The sequence below is a fragment of the uncultured Campylobacter sp. genome (assembly GCF_938030145.1).
In the GTDB taxonomy this organism is placed as follows: Bacteria; Campylobacterota; Campylobacteria; order Campylobacterales; family Campylobacteraceae; genus Campylobacter_B.
On sequence record NZ_CALHGM010000031.1, the window covers coordinates 41,585 to 60,602 of the forward strand.

Consider the following 19,018-nt stretch of genomic DNA (forward strand, 5'->3'; position numbering starts at 1 on the left):
AGTAATGAAGAAAAACGAGTTGAAATTTTACAAGAAAATTTTAGAAGAAAAAAGAGAGCAACTCATCGCCAATATTAATAGCTCTGTAAATGAAATTTCGGAATTGCGCGAAAATAAAGCTGCGGATGATTTTGACGTAGCGAGCATGAATACGGATTTAAGCATCGAATACTCGCTCAATGTTAATCAACAAAAGGCGTTTTTAGAGATTGAAAGCGCGCTTAAACGTATCGAAAACGGCACTTATGGGCTTTGCGAGAGCTGCGGTGAGCAGATAAGCTTAGAGCGCCTTAAGGTAAATCCGGAGGCGAGATTGTGCATTTCGTGCAAGGAACAGGCGGAAAAGCAAAATAGGAGTTAGCTATGAAAACCAAGCAATTCTTTTTATATTCGATCGTCTATATCGCAATCGTCGCGATTTTAGTTTTTACGCAGCAAAGCGAAAGCTATACGCTGGGGCTTTTCGGTTTTACGCTTACGCTTCCTGTGGCAGTGTGGATTGTGCTGCCGCTAATTTTATATATGATTTTAGCGATTTTTCATATCGTTTTTCATAGCTTTGCTTTTTACCGCACAAAAAGGGCGATCGCAAAGGATCTAAGCGCATACGATGCGATGAGTAAAGAGGTTTTGCTGGGTCTTGATACCAATAAAGACTTTAAAACCGAGTATTTTAAAGACCCAAGCGAGCTTACTAAAATTTTATCTCCGTGGTACGATAGCACCGGCATAGATGTCAAAAATGAGGATCTAAAGGAGGTCATAGGCGTTATTGAGAAGGTTAAAAACGGCGAAGTGGCGGATCTGCGAAAATATAAACTTCCTAAAGATAACGGACTATTTTTGCAAAATGAGCTCAACCGCCTCGACGCCGAGCCTGCGTATGCGTATGAAATTTTAAAAACCAAGGGAGTTTATAGCGAAAATATCACTAAAAAAGCCTATGCCGTAGCGCTTGCCAAAGGAAGCTACGATAAGATCAAAGCCTATAAAATTCCTCAAGATATAGCCGAGGTAAATATTTTAGTGAATCGCGCGGTAAATGACACGAGCTTTGAGATCAGTAGCGAGGAGCTTTTCGATCTCGTAAATAATGAAAAATTTAGCGAGCAGGATTTTATCGGCTTTGCTAAAAAGCTAAAAAATCATCTCGCTCCAGAGCAATACAAAGCCTTTTTCGAGCGGCTCAAAAACGAGAATCAAGAAGCGACCGAGGCATATCTGTACGCGCTATATGAGCTTGGCATGATCGACGAGTTTAGAGAGCAGCTAAGCCTTGCCGACGGCGACGAGTTTGAGAAGTTTAAAATTCTGCTATTTTTGCGCGACAACGGCAAAAATGTCCCTGCGTCGCTGTTATTTTAGCTCGGTAATTTTACGAGTTCGTTTTATACGGGTAAGAGAGGCTGCTTTTTACGATCTGTACGGCTATCAAACACAGCCTGCGCGATAAATTTTAAAATGCGGGTAAAACTTTAACTCGCGCAAATTCAAAATTTTAGAATTTATCGAAAGATCAATGTGCGCAAGCGGTAAAATTTAAAAGATTTGCTTGCGTAGTGTGCGCGTAAACGGATTTTGCATTTACGCGATGAAATTTAAAATTTAAACATAAAGCACAAGACTTGCTAGCTGAATAAAGTGCTGAAATTTTAAAATCCGCGCGGCGTTTTGCAAGCTGCTTGCTGGGTTTGCCGTGTAAATAAAATTTGGTGGCGATCATCCTTGCTGCCGTTTTGCCACCACTCAAATTAGCTAAGCTTAAAAATAAAATTCGCGCCCAAATGCGAATACGTAGCCTATGAAATTTAAAATTTAAAGCTCGCGGCAAAACCCGCTGCAAGCGCCGCGGTATTAAATTTAAAGGTTTAAATTCAAACGAAATCAAAATGAGAAATTTAAAATGACGAAAGATTTTTTTAAAAAGGACCCCCTATTTTTGGCGCCTTTGGCGGGCTTTTCGGATCCGCCGCTGCGGGGAGTAGTGAAAAAATTCGGCTGCGACGCTACCGTAAGCGAGATGATAAGCGCAAACGCCCTTGTTTTTGAGGGCGAAAAGACGCTAAAGATGCTCGAAAAAAACGCCGCCGAAACCCCATTTTTCGTACAGATCGCAGGCAGCGATGCGGAGATTATCAAAAAGGCGGTTTTGCTCATCAATAAATTTGACGGCATTGACGGCATCGATCTAAACTGCGGCTGCCCCGTTCCCAAGGTCGTAAAGCAGGGCGCCGGCTCGGCGCTGCTGCTTGATCTGCCCCGTCTATCGCGCTTGGTTGAGACGATCAAAAAGTATTCGAACAAAAAATTTACGAGCGCAAAGGTGCGGCTGGGCTTCGGCGTCGTGGATATCGAAAATATCGCGCGCGCCGTACAGAGCGCAGGAGCCGATTTTATCGCGATTCACGGTCGCACCAGAGCTGGCGGATACAGCGCGGCAGTGGATTACGGCGCGATCGCAAGAGCCAAATGCGCGCTGCAAATCCCCGTGATCGCAAACGGCGACATAAACTCTGCCAATGCGCCCGCAGTGCGAGATCTTAGCGGCGCGGACGCGCTGATGATCGGTCGCGCGGTAATTGGCAGGCCGTGGATCTTTCGCGAGATCAAAACGGGCGAACAGGCAAGTGACGCGCTAAAAAGGGAAGTCGTGCTCTATCATTTCGCTCAAATGCTAAGCCACTACGGCAGCCACGGCGTAGCGATATTCCGCAAGCATCTGCACGAATACTCTAAGGGGCGCGAAAACGCTGCAAGCTTTCGCGAGCAGATCAACCACGTCGCCGCTGAGAGCGAAATGACGCGGCTGATCGAGGAATTTTTCGCCTAAATTTAGAATTTTAGGAACTCTGATGATTATTTTAAAAATTATAGCCTGCGCGTTTTCGATGGGTTTTTGCTTGATGTGCATTTCAAGTTTAATGGGTTTTTTTATAGGGCAGATTTTTGACACATCTAGCGTCCGGTTTGACGATCCCTTAGAATGGCTACAGCAGAAGTGCGTATATTTCCTATTTTTGTGGATATTTTTCTGCGGGATTTGCGCAATACTTGCCGCAAAGTTAAAGGATTTTGGTAAGCTCACGGATTTTTTCGTAAATTTATTTTTGCCTACAGCAGCGGTTTGGATACTATCGCCATTTTTGGGGATGATGATTGTGGCGCTGATTGTTTCAGATTTGCATCTTGCCACGTTTTATTCCTCATTGCTTAGCGCATTAATATTTATCGTTCTTTTTATGATCGTCGTAGCCGAGGTCCTAAAGCAGATTTATCCGCCCAAGTCCTAACGCGCGAAATTTTAAAATTTAGTGCAGAGCTCTGCCGCGAAATTCTCGCCTGCCGCCTATAATCACAGCCCGCGCGTTAAAAGGCGAGGGCGTTAAAATTTAAGGTGAAATTATGGAAAATATCTACATCATCGGCGACGTGCACGGCTGCTACAGATCGCTTTTGGCTCTGATAGAGCAGCTGCCGCATAAATTTGATAGTAAAATTTGCTTCGTGGGCGATCTGATCGACCGAGGCCCTGCGAGCGCGGATGTGGTTGAATTTGTGCGCATCCGCGGATATGACGCGGTGATGGGCAATCACGAAAAGCGCTTTGTGGGCAACGCAAAAACTGCACTAAGGTGCGCAAAGACGGGCAAATTTACGAGTTCAAACGACCTTTACGCATTTTTTAGCCTGGATGAAAGCTGGCTATTTAATAACGGCGGTGAGGCGACGCTAGCGTCGTATTATCGTCACGGAGGCGTGAAGCAATGCAAGGAGCATCTGCGGTTTGTCTCGCGGCTGCCGATTTACCTGGAGTATGATTTGTGTGATGAAAGCGGTCGCGCTCTCGTCGTATCGCACTCCGCAGTGGGTCGCGCGTGGGGGATCAGACACGATGCAGAGCGTGCGAAAAGCTTCGCCGCTCATGTGCTAAGCGGGCGCGGAGATGATAGTGCGAATGATGGAATTTTTAATGTCTACGGGCACACGCCGGTGAAAAAGCCCGTCATTACGGAATTTAGCGCAAATATCGATCTGGGCTGTGTTTATAAAAAGCACTGGGGCGAGAAGGCGAGGCTTTGCGCGCTGGAATTTCCATCAAAGAGAATTTTCACGCAAGAATGCATAGATTTTTGAGTTCGCATCCAGGCTCGCACGTATTAAAATTTAAATTGCGCAGGCTGTTTGAGAGCAAAATTTTTAGAATTTAAAGGCGCGTTCTTGCAGCGTCCGTCGCGTAGCCAGGTCGCGTGAAATTTTAAATAATATCCCTTAGTTTACGCGCTTCATACATCCACGCCTCAAGCTCATCCCAGCGCTCGTCACGAATCATCTGTACGCAAATTTCAAGCTCGTTTTTAAAAGCATCGATAGCGCCCAGTAGGTTCGTGCGGTTTTGCTTGAAAATATCGACCCACATCTGCGGCGAGCTCTTGGCGATACGGCTCATGCCCGAGAAGCTGCCGCCTGCGAGATTTATGATGTTGCGGCGATTTTCCTCTTTTAAAACGCTGTTTACGAGCGAGTAGCTGATTGCATGCGGCAGGTGCGAGATGAGCGCCACGTGGTGATCGTGGCTTTTTGCGTCCATAAATACGATCTTCATCCCCGCGAATGAAAAAATTTCGACCGCTCGTTTGATATGCACTTCATCCGCGCCGTGATCGTCGCAGATGACGACTACTGCGCCGTTTAAAAGCTCTTTAAATGCCGCTTGCGGGCCGGAGTTTTCGGTACCAGCCATTGGGTGAGCTGCGATGAAATTTCGTCTGATCTGCGGCGGGCAGCTTTGCAAAATTTTAAATTTCGTACTTCCCATATCAATGATCGTCGTTTCGCTTCTGCAGTCGCTTAGTTTTTGCAACGTCTCAATAATTGCCTCCACGGGGATTGCAAGAAAGATCGCGTCGCAGCTTTGCTTCATCTGCTCTAGGCTTAAAATTTCATGCACGAGCCCAAGTCGCAGAGCTTCCTTTTCGTTTTCGCGGCTGATGTCGCAGCCATAGACGGCGCTGATGATTTTGGTGCTTTTTAGACATAGCCCCAGCGAGCCGCCGATGAGACCCAGACCGATAATTCCTATCTTCATAAAATTCCTTTTTGATATATGCAAGTTTTAATTTTAATGTGGTATTATACGCAAATTATTTTCGTTTTTAGGTAAAATTTTATGAAAAAAAGCGTTTTTTTACTCTTAGTAGGCGGGATTTCCGTGGCGTGCGCCGCACAGATCAAATCCATTAAATTTGAAGGGCTAAGGCATCTTTCTCCACAGGTCGCGCAGCAAATTTCAGGACTTAAGGTAGGCGATGAGCTTAACGGCGAAAACACCAATGCTGCGATCTCGAAGCTATTTGAGCAGGGCTATTTCAGCGACGTTTATATCAGCGAACAAGGCGGCGCGGTCACTATCAACGTAACCGAAAAACCGACCATCGCCAAGGTCGAGATCAAAAACGTAGTTACCAACGACCGCGATAAGATAAATGAGCTCATCGGCTTGCGTCCGGGTCAGGTTTACGACGAGGTGGCTGCTAAAAAAGCAGAGACCCGCATCAAGCAATACTACGAAGTCAAGGGCTTTTTTGACACCGTGGTGGAATTTTATCCAAAACCGATCAACGACGATAAATCGGTAATCTTGCTAACGATCGAGGTAAATCGCGGCGAAAATATCATCATCGATAAGGTAAATTTAGTAGGCGCGGACAAGCTAGACTATGACGATATAGAGCCATCCGTTGCCAATAAAGAACGCGAGATGCTGGGCTGGATGTGGGGCTTTAACGACGGCAAGGTAAAAACCGCCGAGCTTCCTAACGACGCAAATAGAATTCAAGAAGAATATTATAAAAAAGGCTACTTAGACGCACAGGTTTCTGCGCCGCTACTTAATGCCGATATGGATAATTACACTGCTGATTTAACTTATTATATAAAAGAGGGCGAGCAATACACCGTAAGCTCTGTAGATATCGAGTATCCTGCAGATATAATCAAGCTTGATAAAGAAAAGGTTTTGGACGATTTTAAGCTTCAAAAGGGCGATACGATGAATTCCGAGCGTTTGCGCCGCGATATGAATACGCTAGAGACTTTAGTCGCGGATCAGGGATATGCCTACGTGCGTATCGTGCCTAAGACTAAGCAGGACAAAGAAGCTCGCACGGTCGCTATCACGTATCAAGTCATCCCTGAGGATAAAGTCTATATTAGAAACGTAACGATCTCGGGTAACGATAAGACCGAGGATAAGGTCATCCGCCGCGAGATGTATCTGACCGAGGGAAATTTATATAGCAAAACCGACTACAACGATTCGTTAAATTCTTTAAAACGCACGGGGTATTTCGATGAGGTGGAGATTAAAGAAAACCGCGTTTCTAACGATCAGATCGATCTTGAAGTCGCAGTCAAAGAAGCTCCTACAGGCTCTATCACTGGCGGTATCGGATATGGCAGCGAGGATGGAATTTTACTTAGCGGCGGTATCAGTGATCGTAACGTATTCGGCACCGGTCTTCACGGCGCATTCTCGGTCGAAAAAAGCGACGATCAGTTAAGCGGACGCTTGAGCTTAACCAATCCTAGAGTATTTGATTCTGAGTATAGCTTGGGCGGATCGATCTTTGCCAACGATTACGACTGGGACGACTACGATGAGAAATCTTACGGATTTTCAATCACGGGCGGTCGCAAGATCGGGCGTAATACCGATGTAAGCCTTACGTATTATCTCGAAAAAAGCGAGATTAAGGGCTTAAACGAATATTACGCCAAAGCAGGCTATCTAGATGGCAAGAATTTAAAAAGCTCGATTATCCCGTCTATTACATATAATAGCACAGATGATTATTACTTGCCAAGAAGCGGTATGATCGCAAGTGCTAGCTTAGAATACGCGGGTCTTGGCGGCGATATGGACTACACCAAGGCGCGAGGATCGTTTAACTACTACTTTGGCTTGCGAGATTATATCGATCACGACATTATCTTTAGATACAAAGCTGCAACGGGCTATATGTGGGAAGGTAATAAAAAGATCCCGATCAATGAAAAACTATTCCTAGGCGGAATGAAAAGCATTAGAGGCTACGAAGGTCGCAGTATCCCGAAAAAAGAGATCTGCTTAAATGCAAATAATTGCCGCTATATTGAGACGGGCGGTATGCAGAGTTTTAATAACTCTTTTGAGCTAAGCTTTCCGGTGGTTGATAGGCTTAAAATGCGCTTCGTAACGTTTTTTGACTACGGAATGATTGGCGATCATGACTGGAATGAGGAGGAGCGCTACAGCACGGGCGCCGGTATCGAGTGGATGACGCCGATGGGACCTTTGCAGTTATACTTTGTCAAGCCGCTTAATAAAAAGCCGCACGACGACACAAATAGCTTCGAATTTAGTATCGGCGCTAGATTTAATTAAACGCGGCGACTTGCGAACGCTGTGGCGTGCGTAGAATTTTCTACCGCACGCCTTAAAATTTAGTAACGCGCAATTTTGACTTTTCTTGTCGCGCTAATTTGCAGCCGAATTATTGTAGGCGGGTTGAGCTAAATTTTAATTGGAATTCCGCTCGGCTTAGGATAAAATTTGAACGCATAGCTTACTTGGGACTTTTTAAAGTTTTAGTTATCAAGATAGTTTAAAATTCCATTCGTATGGCAAAATTTTAAGTATAAGTGTTCTAAAAAAAATCAATGCAAGCCATTTACATATTTTATTTAAAGAAATTCTAATATTGAAATTTTAAAAATTACGATATAGACGATAAACGCCGCTTTGTTGTGCGCGGAATTTCACTGCATAGGATCTAGCGCGCCACTGAATTTTAAAGCTCATAAATTTTTGAGATTCTAAAATTGTTAGAATTTAAAATCTGAAATTCGCCTCGTAAATCGCTAAACATTTGCGTTAAATTTTGCCTCGCTTTACCGATAATTTAAGTTAAGCTTGTAAAATCGCGCTCTAAAATCATATCAAAGGCTCTTTTATGCGTAGAAATGGCAATGGAACGAAGTTTAAAATTTTAATATTTCTTATTATAATATGCGCTTTGGTTTATGGAATCTTTAGAATTTTTACCTCGCCGAAATTTGAAAAAAATCCTCCACAAATTGCGCTGGAAAATGAAATTTATTGGAATTTAACCTCGCCTTTGAAGATTAAAATTTCAGACGATACCGGCATTAAGCTCGTTCGCGTTAATTTAAACGACGGAGCCAGCACGATACCGCTGCTAAATGAGGAGCTGAATGTTCCGCAAACTACGCTAGAGCTTGCCGTGCAATTTCCTAAAAATTTGATGCTTAATAAAGATAAAAACTACAAGCTCGAGGTTTTTGCAAACGACATTAGCTCGTGGAATTTTGCGCAAGGAAATAAGAGCGTAAAAACGGCAAATATAATAATAGATGACAAAAAGCCCCTCATAAGTATCATCAATCAATCCTATAAAATCACTAAAGGCGGTAGCGCTGTAGTCGTATTCTCAGCTAAAGACGAGCGCCTAAACGAAGTCTATGTCAAAACCAACTATGGCAAAATTTTTAAAGCAATTCCTTTTGTAAAAGAGGGCTATTATGCGTCTCTCGTAGCGTGGCCTGCAAATTTAGAGGAATTTCGCGCAGAAGCGGTCGCCACTGATCGTGCAGGCAACGAAAGCATTTCGCAGATTAAATATTTTTATCAAGACAAAAAATATAAGGTCTCTACTATCAAGCTAAATCCGGGTTTTATTAACGGCAAAGTAAGCGATCTGGCTAGCCAATATGCGCAGAATTTTAACTCTATGAGCGATCTGGAAAAATTTAAATTCGTAAATGAAACTTTGCGTAAGAAAAACGGAGATGATCTGCACGCCGCTACTAGCGCGGTGCACGAGGATAAAATAAATGGATTTGAGCTAAAGCCTTTTTATCCGCTTGCTAAAGGCGCAGCGGTAGCAAGCTTTGCCGATCATAGGATATTTTTTATGAATGACGAACAGGTAAGCGAGTCATGGCATATGGGGCTCGATCTAGCAAGCGTCGCAAACGCCGATATCAAAGAGAGCAACTATGGCAAAGTGGTTTTCGCGCAGGAAAACGGAATTTTCGGATTAAATTTAGGAATTTACTACGGCTTTGGATTATACGGCATATACGGACACTGCTCGGCGACGCAGCTAAGTGTGGGCAGCGACGTAAAGCCGGGCGATATTCTAGCACAGACGGGCTCAAGCGGCTTTGCTTTCGGAGATCATCTGCATTTTGGCATCGTAGTTCAGGGCGTGGACGTAAGACCCGAGGAGTGGATGGATCCTAAGTGGATGAAAGATAACATTACCGATGTCTTAGAATCGTCCAAAAAAGTAATAGAAAAAGGTAAGTAAATTTTAAAATTTTCGCTATAATGCGCGGGTTAATGAAAACGAGGATAGAAATGAGACAGACAACGATAGCTAAGAAAGTCCATAACGTCGGTATCGGGCTGCACAAAGGTGAGCCTATCAAACTTACGTTAGAGCCTTTAGAGGCAGGCAGTGGAATCGTATTTTATAGAAGTGATCTTGGCATTAGTTTTAAAGCCGAGCCGAAAAACGTCATAAATACGCAGATGGCGACCGTCGTAGGAAATGAGAAGGGCTATATATCAACAATAGAGCATCTAATGAGCGCCATTAATGCTTATGGTATCGATAATATCCGCATCATCGTCGATGCTAATGAAATTCCTGTAATGGACGGAAGCTCCGCGAGCTTTTGTATGCTTTTGGATGAGGCGGGAGTAAGAGAGCTTGACGCTAATAAAAAAGCTCTCATCATCAAGCGTGCCGTGGAGATTCGCGAGGGAGATAAGCTCGTACGACTAAGTCCTAGCAAGAGCCCTAAATTTGATTATACGATTAAATTTAGCCATCCGCTCATCGGCACTCAGCACTATGTTTTTGAATTTAGCAAAAAAGTCTATCTTAAAGAAATTTCGCGCGCCAGAACTTTTGGGTTTTTGAAAGATGTGCAAGCGCTTCGCTCCATGGGGTTAGCTCTAGGCGGCAGCTTAGAAAATGCCGTCGTAATCGATGAGAACAAAATTTTAAATCCCGAGGGTTTGCGTTTTGAAAACGAGTTCGTTCGCCATAAAATTTTAGACGCGATCGGCGATCTTGCGCTCGTAGGTGCTCCGATTTTGGGCGATTATACAGCGTTTGCGGGAAGCCACGATCTAAATCATAAACTAACTTTATCAGTTTTAGCCGATGCTAAAAATTTCGAGCTAGTAGATCTTACCGCCGAGGTTGTGCGCGAATATCAAAAAGTCTTTGCTTAAGGCTGCAAAATCAAAGAGGTTGAAATTCTAATTGCCGCTCTTAGCGCTCCATGCTTACTCGGCGTGTATGAAAACGGCGCTAAGATAGCGGAATTTGCAAGCGCCAAAGACGAAAAAGCCGATAACTTCCTGATCGCTAAATTTAGCGAAATTCTAAAAACTTATAAAATCAAAGAGCTCATCTACGCAAACACTCCCGGCAGTTTCATGGGCATGAAGGTAAGCTATGTCATCTTGCGCACGCTTAGCATCGCTCTTGATGTGCCTCTGCGCGCGATCAGCGGCTTTGAGCTAAGCGGCTTCGGGCCGATCAGAGCAAATAAAAACTTCAGCTACGTTTATGAGCGCGGTGAAATCAGGATGAAAAAATGCGCCCCCGCCGCGCTATCTTTGCCGCAGGATTTATCGGTTTTAAATAAAAGCGATGATATACTTCCAAATTACATCATAGAAGCGGTTTAGGAGAGAGCTTGATTATAAGAATTCCTGCGACGAGCGCAAATTTAGGTCCCGGTTTCGACGCGCTCGGCCTTAGCCTAGGGCTATTTAACGAAGTAGAGATTACCGAGCAGAAGTTTTTTTGCGTATCGCTTAGCGGCGAGGGCAGCGACAGAGCGTGGCTTAAGAAGGGCAACGCTTTTTTGAATATTTTCAATGAAATTTACAGAAAACTAGGCGGCGGGCAAGAGATAAATTTTAAATTTGCTTTTCACAACAACATCCCGTTTTCGCGGGGACTGGGCAGTAGCTCTGCCGTGATCGTAGGCGCTATCGCAAGCGCTTATAAAATTTGCGGTTTTGAGATCGATCGCGCTAAAATTTTAAACGCGGCGCTGGAATATGAAAATCACCCTGATAATATCGCACCCGCGACGCTCGGCGGCTTTGTCAGCAGCGTCGTGGACGGCAAGACGGTTCGCACGCAAAAATGCGAAATTTCGCAAGATCTGCAAGCCGTCGTCGTTATCCCCGATACGCCGATGCCTACGAATGAATCGCGGGGCAAGCTGCCTAAGAGCTTTTCGATCAAAGATTGCGTTAGCAACCTCTCGCACGCGGCGTTTCTGACCGCTTGCTTTATGCGACGCGATTACGACAGCTTGCGTTACGCCTGTATCGATAAGATGCACGAGCAGATGCGCATGGGCGTGCTCCCGCAGCTTTTTGGGGTGCGCGAGATCGCCTATGATAACGGCGCGCTTATGAGCTCGCTCTCGGGAAGCGGCTCAAGCTTTTTAAATTTAGCCTACAGATCCGACGCCGCGAAGCTTAAAGCCTGCCTCAGCGAAAATTTTAAAAACTTCCGCGTCGAAATTTTAGATATCGACAACGGCGGCTTTAATATTGACTAAGAAAAATAAAGATATAATCGCATGAGCGAACCGATTAGGATGTGCGTTATTTGTAAGGGGCGCTTCGCCAAGCGCGAACTCCACGCCTTTTTGCAAAATTTTAAAAATATAAGCTCAAACAGACAATTTTATATTTGCGACGGTTGCATAAATCAAAAAGAGAAAATTTCAAAATATCTATCTAAATTTGCGTCTAGCGCAGATTTGGGACATATCAAGGAGAGGGTTTTAAATGGGTGTTCTGATTAAAGATATCGCGGACGAGCTTGGATACGCAAGCAAAGAGATAATCGAAAAAGCGCAGGAGATGGGCTTTAAGAGGGTAAAAACCGCGTCGAATAAAGTAAGCGAGGAAGAAGCTGCTGCTATTTATGATTATATTCAGACGGGAATTTTGCCGGGGAAAAAGTCAAAGCCTGCGAAAAAAAGCTCCGAAAAAGCGCAAGAAGACGAGAATAAGCCCGCTAAAAAACAGAGCGAAACTAAAAAAACCGCTAAAAAAGAGAGTCCTAAAAAGGCGGAAAGCTTAAAAGCTTCCGGATCCAAAGAGTCCGCGCAGAGTGCCAAAGAGCCTAGCGATGAAAAAACGCGTACGCAAGAGCTCGAGGTAAAAACCGAAAAATCTCAAAATCAAAAAGAAGAAATTTCCTCCGCCCCGCAGGAGAAAGAGGAGAAGCAAAATACTGCTTCAAAGCCTGCTCTGGTGCAGATAAACAGCGGCGATAGCATAGCTAGCGAGAGCTTGCAAAAGCGCCGCGGTCTAGTAATAGTCAAAAAGAAAAAGGAAGTTCAAGCCCCGGCGGCACAAGATAGAATCGAGCCTAGGCGCGAAAAGATAAGTGCAAGTCTAGAGGCGATCTTTTCAAACGCTGAACTAAATTTGAAAAAGAAAAAGATCGAAAAGAAAAAAGCTCCCGCGGCTAAAAAAGAGGACGCCCTTAAAATCGACATCATTCCTGATCACGAGATGGCGGATATCGTCATTGAGGACGAGGACGTCGTGGTAATGCCCGATTTCACCGTCAAACCAATTCAGACCGAAAATCGCACCAAAAGTAAAAACCAACCCAATATTTATCGCGCCTCGCAGAATCAAATTTTCAGCAGTGAGGGCGGTATAAGTCGCAGCGGTCGCAAAAAGCATAAAAAAGCCCCTCGCGAGCAGGGTAGCGAAATCGTAAGCTCTGTAAATATCCCAAAAGAGATCCGCGTCTATGAGTTTGCCGATAAGATCAAAAAGCAGCCTAGCGAGATTATTGGCAAGTTATTTGCGCTCGGGATGATGACGACGAAAAACGACTTTTTAGACGAGGACGCGATAGAAATTTTAGCAAGCGAATTCGGCATCGAGGTAAATATCATCGATGAGGCGCAGGAGTTTGACTACATCAAGGCCTACGAGGACAGCGAAGGAGAAGAAAATTTAATCGCCAGAGCGCCTGTCATTACCATCATGGGGCACGTCGATCACGGCAAAACGAGCCTGCTCGATTATATCCGAAACTCTCGCGTTGCAAGCGGCGAAGCGGGCGGTATCACGCAGCACGTAGGCGCGTATATGGTCGAGAAAAACGGCAGGAAGATCACCTTCATCGACACTCCGGGCCACGAGGCCTTTACTTCGATGAGAGCGCGCGGAGCGGAGGTTACCGATATCGTAATCATCGTAGTGGCCGCAGACGACGGCGTCAAGCCTCAGACTAAGGAGGCTATAGCGCACGCTAAGGCGGCAAACGTGCCGATCATCATCGCGATAAATAAAATGGACAAGCCTAATGCTAATCCCGATCTCGTAAAAACTGGGCTTGCAGAGCTTGACATCATGCCTACCGAGTGGGGCGGCAGCTACGAGTTTGTGCCGATCTCCGCAAAGACGGGCGACGGAATTGAAAATTTATTAGAGATCGTGCTTTTGCAAGCCGATCTTTTGGAGCTCAAAGCAGATCCTAGTAAGCAGGCTAAGGCAACCATCATCGAAAGCTCCCTTCAAAAGGGGCGCGGCGCAGTTGCCACCGTCATCGTGCAAAACGGCACTCTGCACGTAGGAGACACCGTCGTAGCGGGTATCGCATATGGCAAGGTGCGCGCGCTTAGCGACGATAAGGGCAGGGCGCTAAAGCAAATTTTACCGGGCGAATGCGGCGTCATCATAGGCCTTAGCGAGGTTCCGGGTGCGGGCGAGACGTTGATCGGCGTTTCGAGCGATAAGGAAGCGCGCGAGTATGCGAGTAAAATTTACGAGCATCAGCGCCAAAAGGAGCTTAGCAAATCGACCAAGGTCACCATTGACGAGCTAAGCGCCAAGATCGCCGAAGGCTCGCTAAAAAGCCTTCCGGTGATTGTCAAGGCCGATGTCGCGGGCTCGCTGGAGGCTATCAAAGCAAGCCTTGAGAAGCTCCGCAACGACGAAGTCAAGGTCGACATCATCCACAGCGGCATCGGCGGTATCACGCAAAACGACATCGCCTTGGCAAGCGCTAGCGAAAACTGCGTGATCTTGGGCTTCAACGTCCGTCCTACGGGCGAAATCAAAGAGCTTGCCAAGGAGCGCGGCGCGCAGATTAAGACCTACAACGTCATCTACAATCTCATCGACGATATCAAGGCGCTTTTGAGCGGCCTTATGAGCCCGATCATCAGCGAGGAGGCCTTGGGTCAAGCCGAGATTCGCCAGGTCATCAACGTGCCTAAGATCGGGCAGATCGCGGGCTGCATGGTTACCGACGGGCTCATAGCTCGCGGCGCAAAGATCCGCGTCATCAGAGAGGGCGTCATCGTTTTCGAGGGCAACGTCAGTTCGCTCAAGCGCTTCAAAGACGACGCCAAGGAAGTCGCCAAAGGCTTCGAGTGCGGCGTAGGCATCGAGGGCTACGACGATATGCGCGTGGGCGATTTTATCGAAAGCTACAAGCAAAAAGAGGAGCAGGCTACGATAGACTAATGCTCGCGGAATTCCGCGTGGGCATTGGCCTCGTTTGCACGGCTTGCGGCTAAATTTTAAGCCTCGATCGCGCTTTGAAATTTTATGCTCGCAAAATTTGGGCGTGAAATTTCGCCTTTAAAATTTAGCGGCGGAGCGTACGGACAAGGCTTTAAATTTTGTCGGTTTCGCGCAAGGTGCTGCTGCATAGCGCTAGTTTTGAAATTTTAATGTTTAGATTTTTCTTGCGGTACGGCGTTGTGATCAAATTTTAAATTTACGCTGCTTGCTGGTCGCAGTTTTTCCGTGCGACTTAAATTTTAAATTTAATCGCAAAGTTGAAATTTTAAAGCGGCAAAATTTAGATTTCGCGCGGCATCGAAGCGTTTTTAAAATTTAAGATAAATTTCGAAACAGTGCAGTATGCGGCAAAACAGCGACGCGGAGGACGGCGCTGTGCAAGTGGCGCAAAATGAGGCGGCAACGGCGCACGGAACTGTGCGTCGCCAAAATGGCAGCGGATATCGTAAATAGCGACGCAGTAAGCGAGCGTAGCGCAAAGAGGGTATCGCCGCGCGCTGTATTATTGCGGTGTCAAGACGGGCAGCGTGGCAGTGGTATAGATAGCGCCGTGGTGAGCAGAATACGGCGTAGAATAGAACTGCGCCTGACGCGGAAATATTTTTGCTGTAGCGGTGCGGCTATACGACGAGCGTTAGAGAGTGCGAGCCATGAAATTCTACGCAGCCTGCGTTTTAAATTTAAGTGCGAAGCGCGCGGGCTAAAATTTAAAAGTAAAATTTCAAAGCAGGGCTTGCGCCTTTTTAAAATTTAAGAGCGAAATTTTAAAAAGTGCGGCGCCGCTCGCAGTACCTGCGCGCAGCAAACCGCTCAGAATTTAAATGGACGCTCCGGCGCATCGTAAGCCGCGTCAAATTTAAACAGATCGCGTCGCCGCAGGACGGATATTTCGCCGCGCCGAAGTGAAATAAAATTCAGTGCCGCCGTGAGATGGATGCGAGATAAGGCTCCGCGGCGGAGCAATAAAATTCCATCGCCGCGCAATCTGCGGTGATTTAAGATAGCGAGGTAAAGATGAATCCGACCGAACTCAGAAGACTGCGCACGCAAAGCGTGCTAAAGCAGCTCATCCCCGAAGCGCTCGCGAGCCTTGAGGACGAGCTTTTGCGCGGGCTGTGCGTCACCGACGTAGAGTGCAAGCGCGGGCGCTACGATGCGTTCGTATATCTGGATAAAAACGCCTTCGACGAGCGCGAGCAGGAATTCGTGCTCGAAAAGCTCGGCCGCGTGGCGAGATATTTGCAAAACTTCTGCGCCGAGGCGGAGGGCTGGTACCGCTGCCCCGCGTTTCACTTCAAATTCGACGACCGCTTGGAGTATCAAAACAAAATGGACGATCTTTTCGACAAAATAGAGGAGGAGCTGCGCAAAAATGGTTGATTTAGAGGCTTTAGCGCGCGAGTGCGGCGTGCAGCTTTACGACGTGGAGATGGTGAGCGAAAACGGAAGAACGATCTACCGCATCAGCATCACTAAAGCGGGCGGCGTGGGCCTAGACGACTGCGAGCGGTTATCGCGGCTACTTTCGCCGATTTTCGACGTGGAGCCGCCGCTTGAGGGCGAGTGGACGCTGGAGGTCGGCTCGCCCGGGCTTGAGCGCAAGCTAAGCAAGCCGCAGCATTTCGCAAACTCCGTGGGCGAGCTGGTGCGCCTAAGCCGCACGGACGGGCAGAAGCTAAGCGGCGAGGTGCTTGGCTGCGAAGGCGGCGTGCTTAGACTACGCACGGACGGCGGCGAAGTGAGCGTGCGACTTGACGAGATCAAAAAGGCGCGAACCTACGTGCAGTGGTAGCGGCGGAGATTTAAAACTCTGCGCGCGGCTTTGAAATTTTGCGAATGAGACTTTAAAATTTGCCGCGCGGGATTTGCGAGTTTGAAATTTCAGCTCCGAATTTTGAGGTTTAAATTTTAAAATAGCTTTTGAAATTTACAGCTCCCGGTTGCTCTTGATCTCTCGCGGCGATTGGCGCAAAATTTTAAAATTCCAGTGCCGCTCGCCTGTTTTGAAATTTTATGTTACGTCGTTAAAAGGTAATTTTTCAAACCAGCGAGCGATGCTTTGAAATTTTACGCTGCGCCGCTAAAAGATAAGTTTTGCGTGACGCTTGCGCGTTGCTTAGGAATTTTACGTCGCACTAAAAGGTGGCTAAATTTAAAATTTACGCGCTGTTTCGGCGCGGCAAAATTCCACGCTGAAATTCCGCCCGTAAATTTTTGATACAAAATTCCTGTGCCAAATTTCGCCTTAAAATTTTGTCTGTAGAATTTTAAGGCGAAATTCTACAGACAAATTTACGTTTTAAAACTCTGCGGGCGAAGGTTTGCGCGCCGTTCATCAGATAATTAAAATTACGCCAAGCGGCGCGGATGTTTGCGACTATGAAGCGGAGATTCCGATCGTGGCTAGCAGTACGGGCGAGGTCATGAGCCCTACGATCGTAAGGATCCACGCTAATATCGCTATTACGAGCGAGGCTTGCTTTTTGACGGCTTGATAGGTCGCGGCGATCGCGCACAAAAACGCAAGCGGAACGAAAACGATCCCTAGGAAAAAGATCCCTAAAATCGCGAAGACTATGGAGAGTATCCCAAGCACGTTTGATTGGGGTTGAACGGTCGGTTGTTCAGACATTTTGATCCTTTGAAGAAAATTCTTGTAATTCTACCCCCCCCCCCCCTGAATTTGAGCTGAAATCAAGCCGCGCCTTTTGAAATTTCATATTCGCGCCCGATTGCGGTTTTGCCCCAGCGCTTCATTAGAATTTTACTTCGCAAAATCAGCGTTTGCGCGCTATCGATACGCTCATTTGCACGATGGGCGAAAATTCTTGGCGCGCGAAAAGGACGCCGCAAAATTTACGATTTAGGATAAAATTCTAAAACCTGTGGTAAGATTTCGCAGTTTTGTTCCCGCACGGAATCTGCTCCTACACATACGGCGCGCGGCTTGCACTCTGATAAATTTGGCGCTTAAAGCGAGGCTTGTAGCGGCAAACGTATTTGGAACGTGAGTCGGCGTTAGCCGGTACGACGGCATGGGCGAGCGTAGGCGGGCAAGCGGGTTGCGTCCGAGGCGCAATCCGTTGCGGGCAGACGAGGCGAGGTTGCTGACTAGCCGCAAATCGGCTAAGCAATCGCGGCGGAGCGGGACAATTTAAATTTTGGATTTTGTATGAACGACGAATTTTACATGGATTTGGCGCTGCGGGCTGCGTGGCGCTATCAGGCTTTGACGCTACCCAACCCCGCCGTGGGCTGCGTGCTTCTAGATAAGAGCGGCAGAGTTCTTGGCATAGGCGCACACAAAAAGGTGGGCTTTTTGCATGCCGAGGCAAACGCCGTTTTCGCCGCGCTGTGCGATCTGGACGCAAATTTCGCGCAGGATTTCGCTCGCGAATACGCCCGCAAATTCGGCGTTAAATTTCAAAACCTAGAAGCCCTAAAAAGCGCGCTTTTGCAGCCGAGCTTCACTTATGATTTTATCCTAAACCGCCACGGCGGGCTTTTGGGCGGCGCTTGCGCCTATGTCACGCTTGAGCCCTGCGCACACCGCGGCAAGACCCCGTCTTGCGCCGAGCTTTTGGCGCAGCTCGGACTATCGCGCGTGGTAATCGGCACGCGCGATACGAACGCGCAGGCTGCGGGCGGCGCGGAAATTTTACGCCGCGGGAGCATAGAGGTGAAATTTGACGTTTGCCGCGCCGCAGCGACGGAGCTTGCGGAGCCATTTTATCTGGCGCGCGAGAGTGGCTTTTGCTTCATCAAAATCAACGCCACGCTAAACGGCTCGGTGCATGGGCGGATCGGCAGCGAGAAGCAGCGCGCGTTCGTACACGAGCTGCGCGACGTGTGCGACTACGTGGGCGTGGGCGGGCAGACCGTGCGCGCCGACAGGCCGACGCTGGACGTGCGTGCGGCTAAATTTGACGAAATTAGCGCTTTGGCAGGCAGAGCCGATATGCTGGCGCTAGACGCGCGTGTCGCGCCGCAAAATCTAAAGCTGCGCGCACCCGATGTTTGGATATACTCGCGCCGTGCACTTTCGGATTTTGATGCGAGTATTCCGCTTTTTGGCATCGCAGGGCGCAAGGTAGAGGTCTCGCAGTCGCTGCCTGCGGGTGCCAAAATCACGATGATAGAGGCGGGGGCGAGCTCGTTTGACGAGTTCGCGCAGTTTGCGAGCCACGCGCTTATTTTTTACAGCGCGCAGATGAGGGACGCGGGAAATTTCAAAGCAAATGCCACGCTACAGCCGCTTTTCATCTCCCATGCGGGCGATCCGCACCTGGAAGCGAACGAATTCTACGGCTGGTTTAAGATTTTAAAATAAAAATCACAAAAGCTTCGTTATTATCGGTA

At 47.1% G+C, this 19,018-nt stretch carries 17 protein-coding genes; 15 read left to right on the forward strand and 2 right to left on the reverse strand.

The annotated features are described in order from the left end of the window. The first annotated feature begins 4 nt into the window (after positions 1 to 4). The 5 genes from dksA (at position 5) to Q0323_RS06255 (ending at position 4,134) form a co-directional block, all read left to right on the forward strand. Complete coding sequence (dksA, locus tag Q0323_RS06235) at positions 5 to 361, forward strand: RNA polymerase-binding protein DksA (protein WP_005872423.1); 357 nt, start codon at positions 5 to 7, stop codon at positions 359 to 361. 2 nt (positions 362 to 363) lie between these two features. Next, on the forward strand, positions 364 to 1,365 hold the full coding sequence (locus Q0323_RS06240; protein ID WP_298052631.1) for a LapA family protein: 1,002 nt from the start codon (positions 364 to 366) through the stop codon (positions 1,363 to 1,365). Between the two features lie 538 nt (positions 1,366 to 1,903). Then, positions 1,904 to 2,830: a tRNA-dihydrouridine synthase gene (locus Q0323_RS06245; protein ID WP_298052634.1), complete on the forward strand. Its 927-nt coding sequence runs from the start codon at positions 1,904 to 1,906 to the stop codon at positions 2,828 to 2,830. 22 nt (positions 2,831 to 2,852) lie between these two features. Next, complete coding sequence (locus tag Q0323_RS06250) at positions 2,853 to 3,290, forward strand: hypothetical protein (RefSeq protein ID WP_295152162.1); 438 nt, start codon at positions 2,853 to 2,855, stop codon at positions 3,288 to 3,290. Positions 3,291 to 3,402: 112 nt separating this feature from the next. Then, positions 3,403 to 4,134: a metallophosphoesterase gene (locus Q0323_RS06255; protein WP_298052636.1), complete on the forward strand. Its 732-nt coding sequence runs from the start codon at positions 3,403 to 3,405 to the stop codon at positions 4,132 to 4,134. Between the two features lie 121 nt (positions 4,135 to 4,255). Here Q0323_RS06255 and Q0323_RS06260 read toward each other — a convergent pair whose 3' ends face one another. Continuing rightward, positions 4,256 to 5,086 carry a prephenate dehydrogenase gene (locus tag Q0323_RS06260; protein ID WP_298052638.1) on the reverse strand — a complete coding sequence of 277 codons (831 nt, stop codon included), beginning with the start codon at positions 5,084 to 5,086 and terminating at the stop codon, positions 4,256 to 4,258. Between the two features lie 81 nt (positions 5,087 to 5,167). Between Q0323_RS06260 and bamA the strand changes: the two genes are divergently transcribed. The 9 genes from bamA (at position 5,168) to Q0323_RS06305 (ending at position 16,451) form a co-directional block, all read left to right on the forward strand. Then, complete coding sequence (gene bamA / locus Q0323_RS06265; protein WP_297881641.1) at positions 5,168 to 7,423, forward strand: outer membrane protein assembly factor BamA; 2,256 nt, start codon at positions 5,168 to 5,170, stop codon at positions 7,421 to 7,423. A 568-nt stretch (positions 7,424 to 7,991) separates the two neighbouring features. Continuing rightward, complete coding sequence (locus Q0323_RS06270; RefSeq protein ID WP_298052641.1) at positions 7,992 to 9,371, forward strand: M23 family metallopeptidase; 1,380 nt, start codon at positions 7,992 to 7,994, stop codon at positions 9,369 to 9,371. A 50-nt stretch (positions 9,372 to 9,421) separates the two neighbouring features. Beyond that, the gene (lpxC, locus tag Q0323_RS06275) at positions 9,422 to 10,306 is read left to right on the forward strand and encodes a UDP-3-O-acyl-N-acetylglucosamine deacetylase (RefSeq protein WP_298052643.1); all 885 of its coding nucleotides are present in this window, start codon (positions 9,422 to 9,424) and stop codon (positions 10,304 to 10,306) included. A 63-nt stretch (positions 10,307 to 10,369) separates the two neighbouring features. Then, entirely contained in the window at positions 10,370 to 10,768 is a 399-nt protein-coding gene (locus Q0323_RS06280; RefSeq protein ID WP_298052644.1) for a glycoprotease, read from the forward strand. Positions 10,769 to 10,776: 8 nt separating this feature from the next. Continuing rightward, a complete protein-coding gene (gene thrB / locus Q0323_RS06285) occupies positions 10,777 to 11,658 on the forward strand; it encodes a homoserine kinase (protein WP_298052646.1) in 882 nt (293 codons plus the stop codon). 21 nt (positions 11,659 to 11,679) lie between these two features. Next, positions 11,680 to 11,907, forward strand: coding sequence for a hypothetical protein (locus tag Q0323_RS06290; RefSeq protein WP_040304108.1), 228 nt, complete (start codon positions 11,680 to 11,682; stop codon positions 11,905 to 11,907). Then, on the forward strand, positions 11,891 to 14,599 hold the full coding sequence (infB, locus tag Q0323_RS06295; protein WP_298052649.1) for a translation initiation factor IF-2: 2,709 nt from the start codon (positions 11,891 to 11,893) through the stop codon (positions 14,597 to 14,599). Before Q0323_RS06290 ends, infB begins: the two co-directional genes overlap by 17 nt. Positions 14,600 to 15,673: 1,074 nt before the next feature. Then, positions 15,674 to 16,039, forward strand: a complete 366-nt coding sequence (rbfA, locus tag Q0323_RS06300) for a 30S ribosome-binding factor RbfA (RefSeq protein ID WP_005872391.1) — start codon at positions 15,674 to 15,676, stop codon at positions 16,037 to 16,039. Then, positions 16,032 to 16,451, forward strand: a complete 420-nt coding sequence (locus Q0323_RS06305) for a ribosome maturation factor RimP (RefSeq protein ID WP_298052652.1) — start codon at positions 16,032 to 16,034, stop codon at positions 16,449 to 16,451. Before rbfA ends, Q0323_RS06305 begins: the two co-directional genes overlap by 8 nt. Before the next feature lie 585 nt (positions 16,452 to 17,036). Here the strand turns inward: Q0323_RS06305 and Q0323_RS06310 are convergent. After that, complete coding sequence (locus Q0323_RS06310) at positions 17,037 to 17,291, reverse strand: hypothetical protein (protein ID WP_069435689.1); 255 nt, start codon at positions 17,289 to 17,291, stop codon at positions 17,037 to 17,039. 540 nt (positions 17,292 to 17,831) lie between these two features. Between Q0323_RS06310 and ribD the strand changes: the two genes are divergently transcribed. Next, entirely contained in the window at positions 17,832 to 18,989 is a 1,158-nt protein-coding gene (gene ribD / locus Q0323_RS06315; protein ID WP_298052655.1) for a bifunctional diaminohydroxyphosphoribosylaminopyrimidine deaminase/5-amino-6-(5-phosphoribosylamino)uracil reductase RibD, read from the forward strand. Positions 18,990 to 19,018 lie beyond the last annotated feature (29 nt).

Bases quoted from the DNA above. Each gene is read 5' to 3' on its own strand.
- dksA (WP_005872423.1), top strand. From the start codon at position 5: ATGAAGAAAAACGAGTTGAAATTTTACAAGAAAATTTTAGAAGAAAAA.
- Q0323_RS06240 (WP_298052631.1), top strand. From the start codon at position 364: ATGAAAACCAAGCAATTCTTTTTATATTCGATCGTCTATATCGCAATC.
- Q0323_RS06245 (WP_298052634.1), top strand. From the start codon at position 1,904: ATGACGAAAGATTTTTTTAAAAAGGACCCCCTATTTTTGGCGCCTTTG.
- Q0323_RS06250 (WP_295152162.1), top strand. From the start codon at position 2,853: ATGATTATTTTAAAAATTATAGCCTGCGCGTTTTCGATGGGTTTTTGC.
- Q0323_RS06255 (WP_298052636.1), top strand. From the start codon at position 3,403: ATGGAAAATATCTACATCATCGGCGACGTGCACGGCTGCTACAGATCG.
- Q0323_RS06260 (WP_298052638.1), bottom strand. From the start codon at position 5,086: ATGAAGATAGGAATTATCGGTCTGGGTCTCATCGGCGGCTCGCTGGGG.
- bamA (WP_297881641.1), top strand. From the start codon at position 5,168: ATGAAAAAAAGCGTTTTTTTACTCTTAGTAGGCGGGATTTCCGTGGCG.
- Q0323_RS06270 (WP_298052641.1), top strand. From the start codon at position 7,992: ATGCGTAGAAATGGCAATGGAACGAAGTTTAAAATTTTAATATTTCTT.
- lpxC (WP_298052643.1), top strand. From the start codon at position 9,422: ATGAGACAGACAACGATAGCTAAGAAAGTCCATAACGTCGGTATCGGG.
- Q0323_RS06290 (WP_040304108.1), top strand. From the start codon at position 11,680: ATGAGCGAACCGATTAGGATGTGCGTTATTTGTAAGGGGCGCTTCGCC.
- infB (WP_298052649.1), top strand. From the start codon at position 11,891: ATGGGTGTTCTGATTAAAGATATCGCGGACGAGCTTGGATACGCAAGC.
- rbfA (WP_005872391.1), top strand. From the start codon at position 15,674: ATGAATCCGACCGAACTCAGAAGACTGCGCACGCAAAGCGTGCTAAAG.
- Q0323_RS06305 (WP_298052652.1), top strand. From the start codon at position 16,032: ATGGTTGATTTAGAGGCTTTAGCGCGCGAGTGCGGCGTGCAGCTTTAC.
- Q0323_RS06310 (WP_069435689.1), bottom strand. From the start codon at position 17,291: ATGTCTGAACAACCGACCGTTCAACCCCAATCAAACGTGCTTGGGATA.
- ribD (WP_298052655.1), top strand. From the start codon at position 17,832: ATGAACGACGAATTTTACATGGATTTGGCGCTGCGGGCTGCGTGGCGC.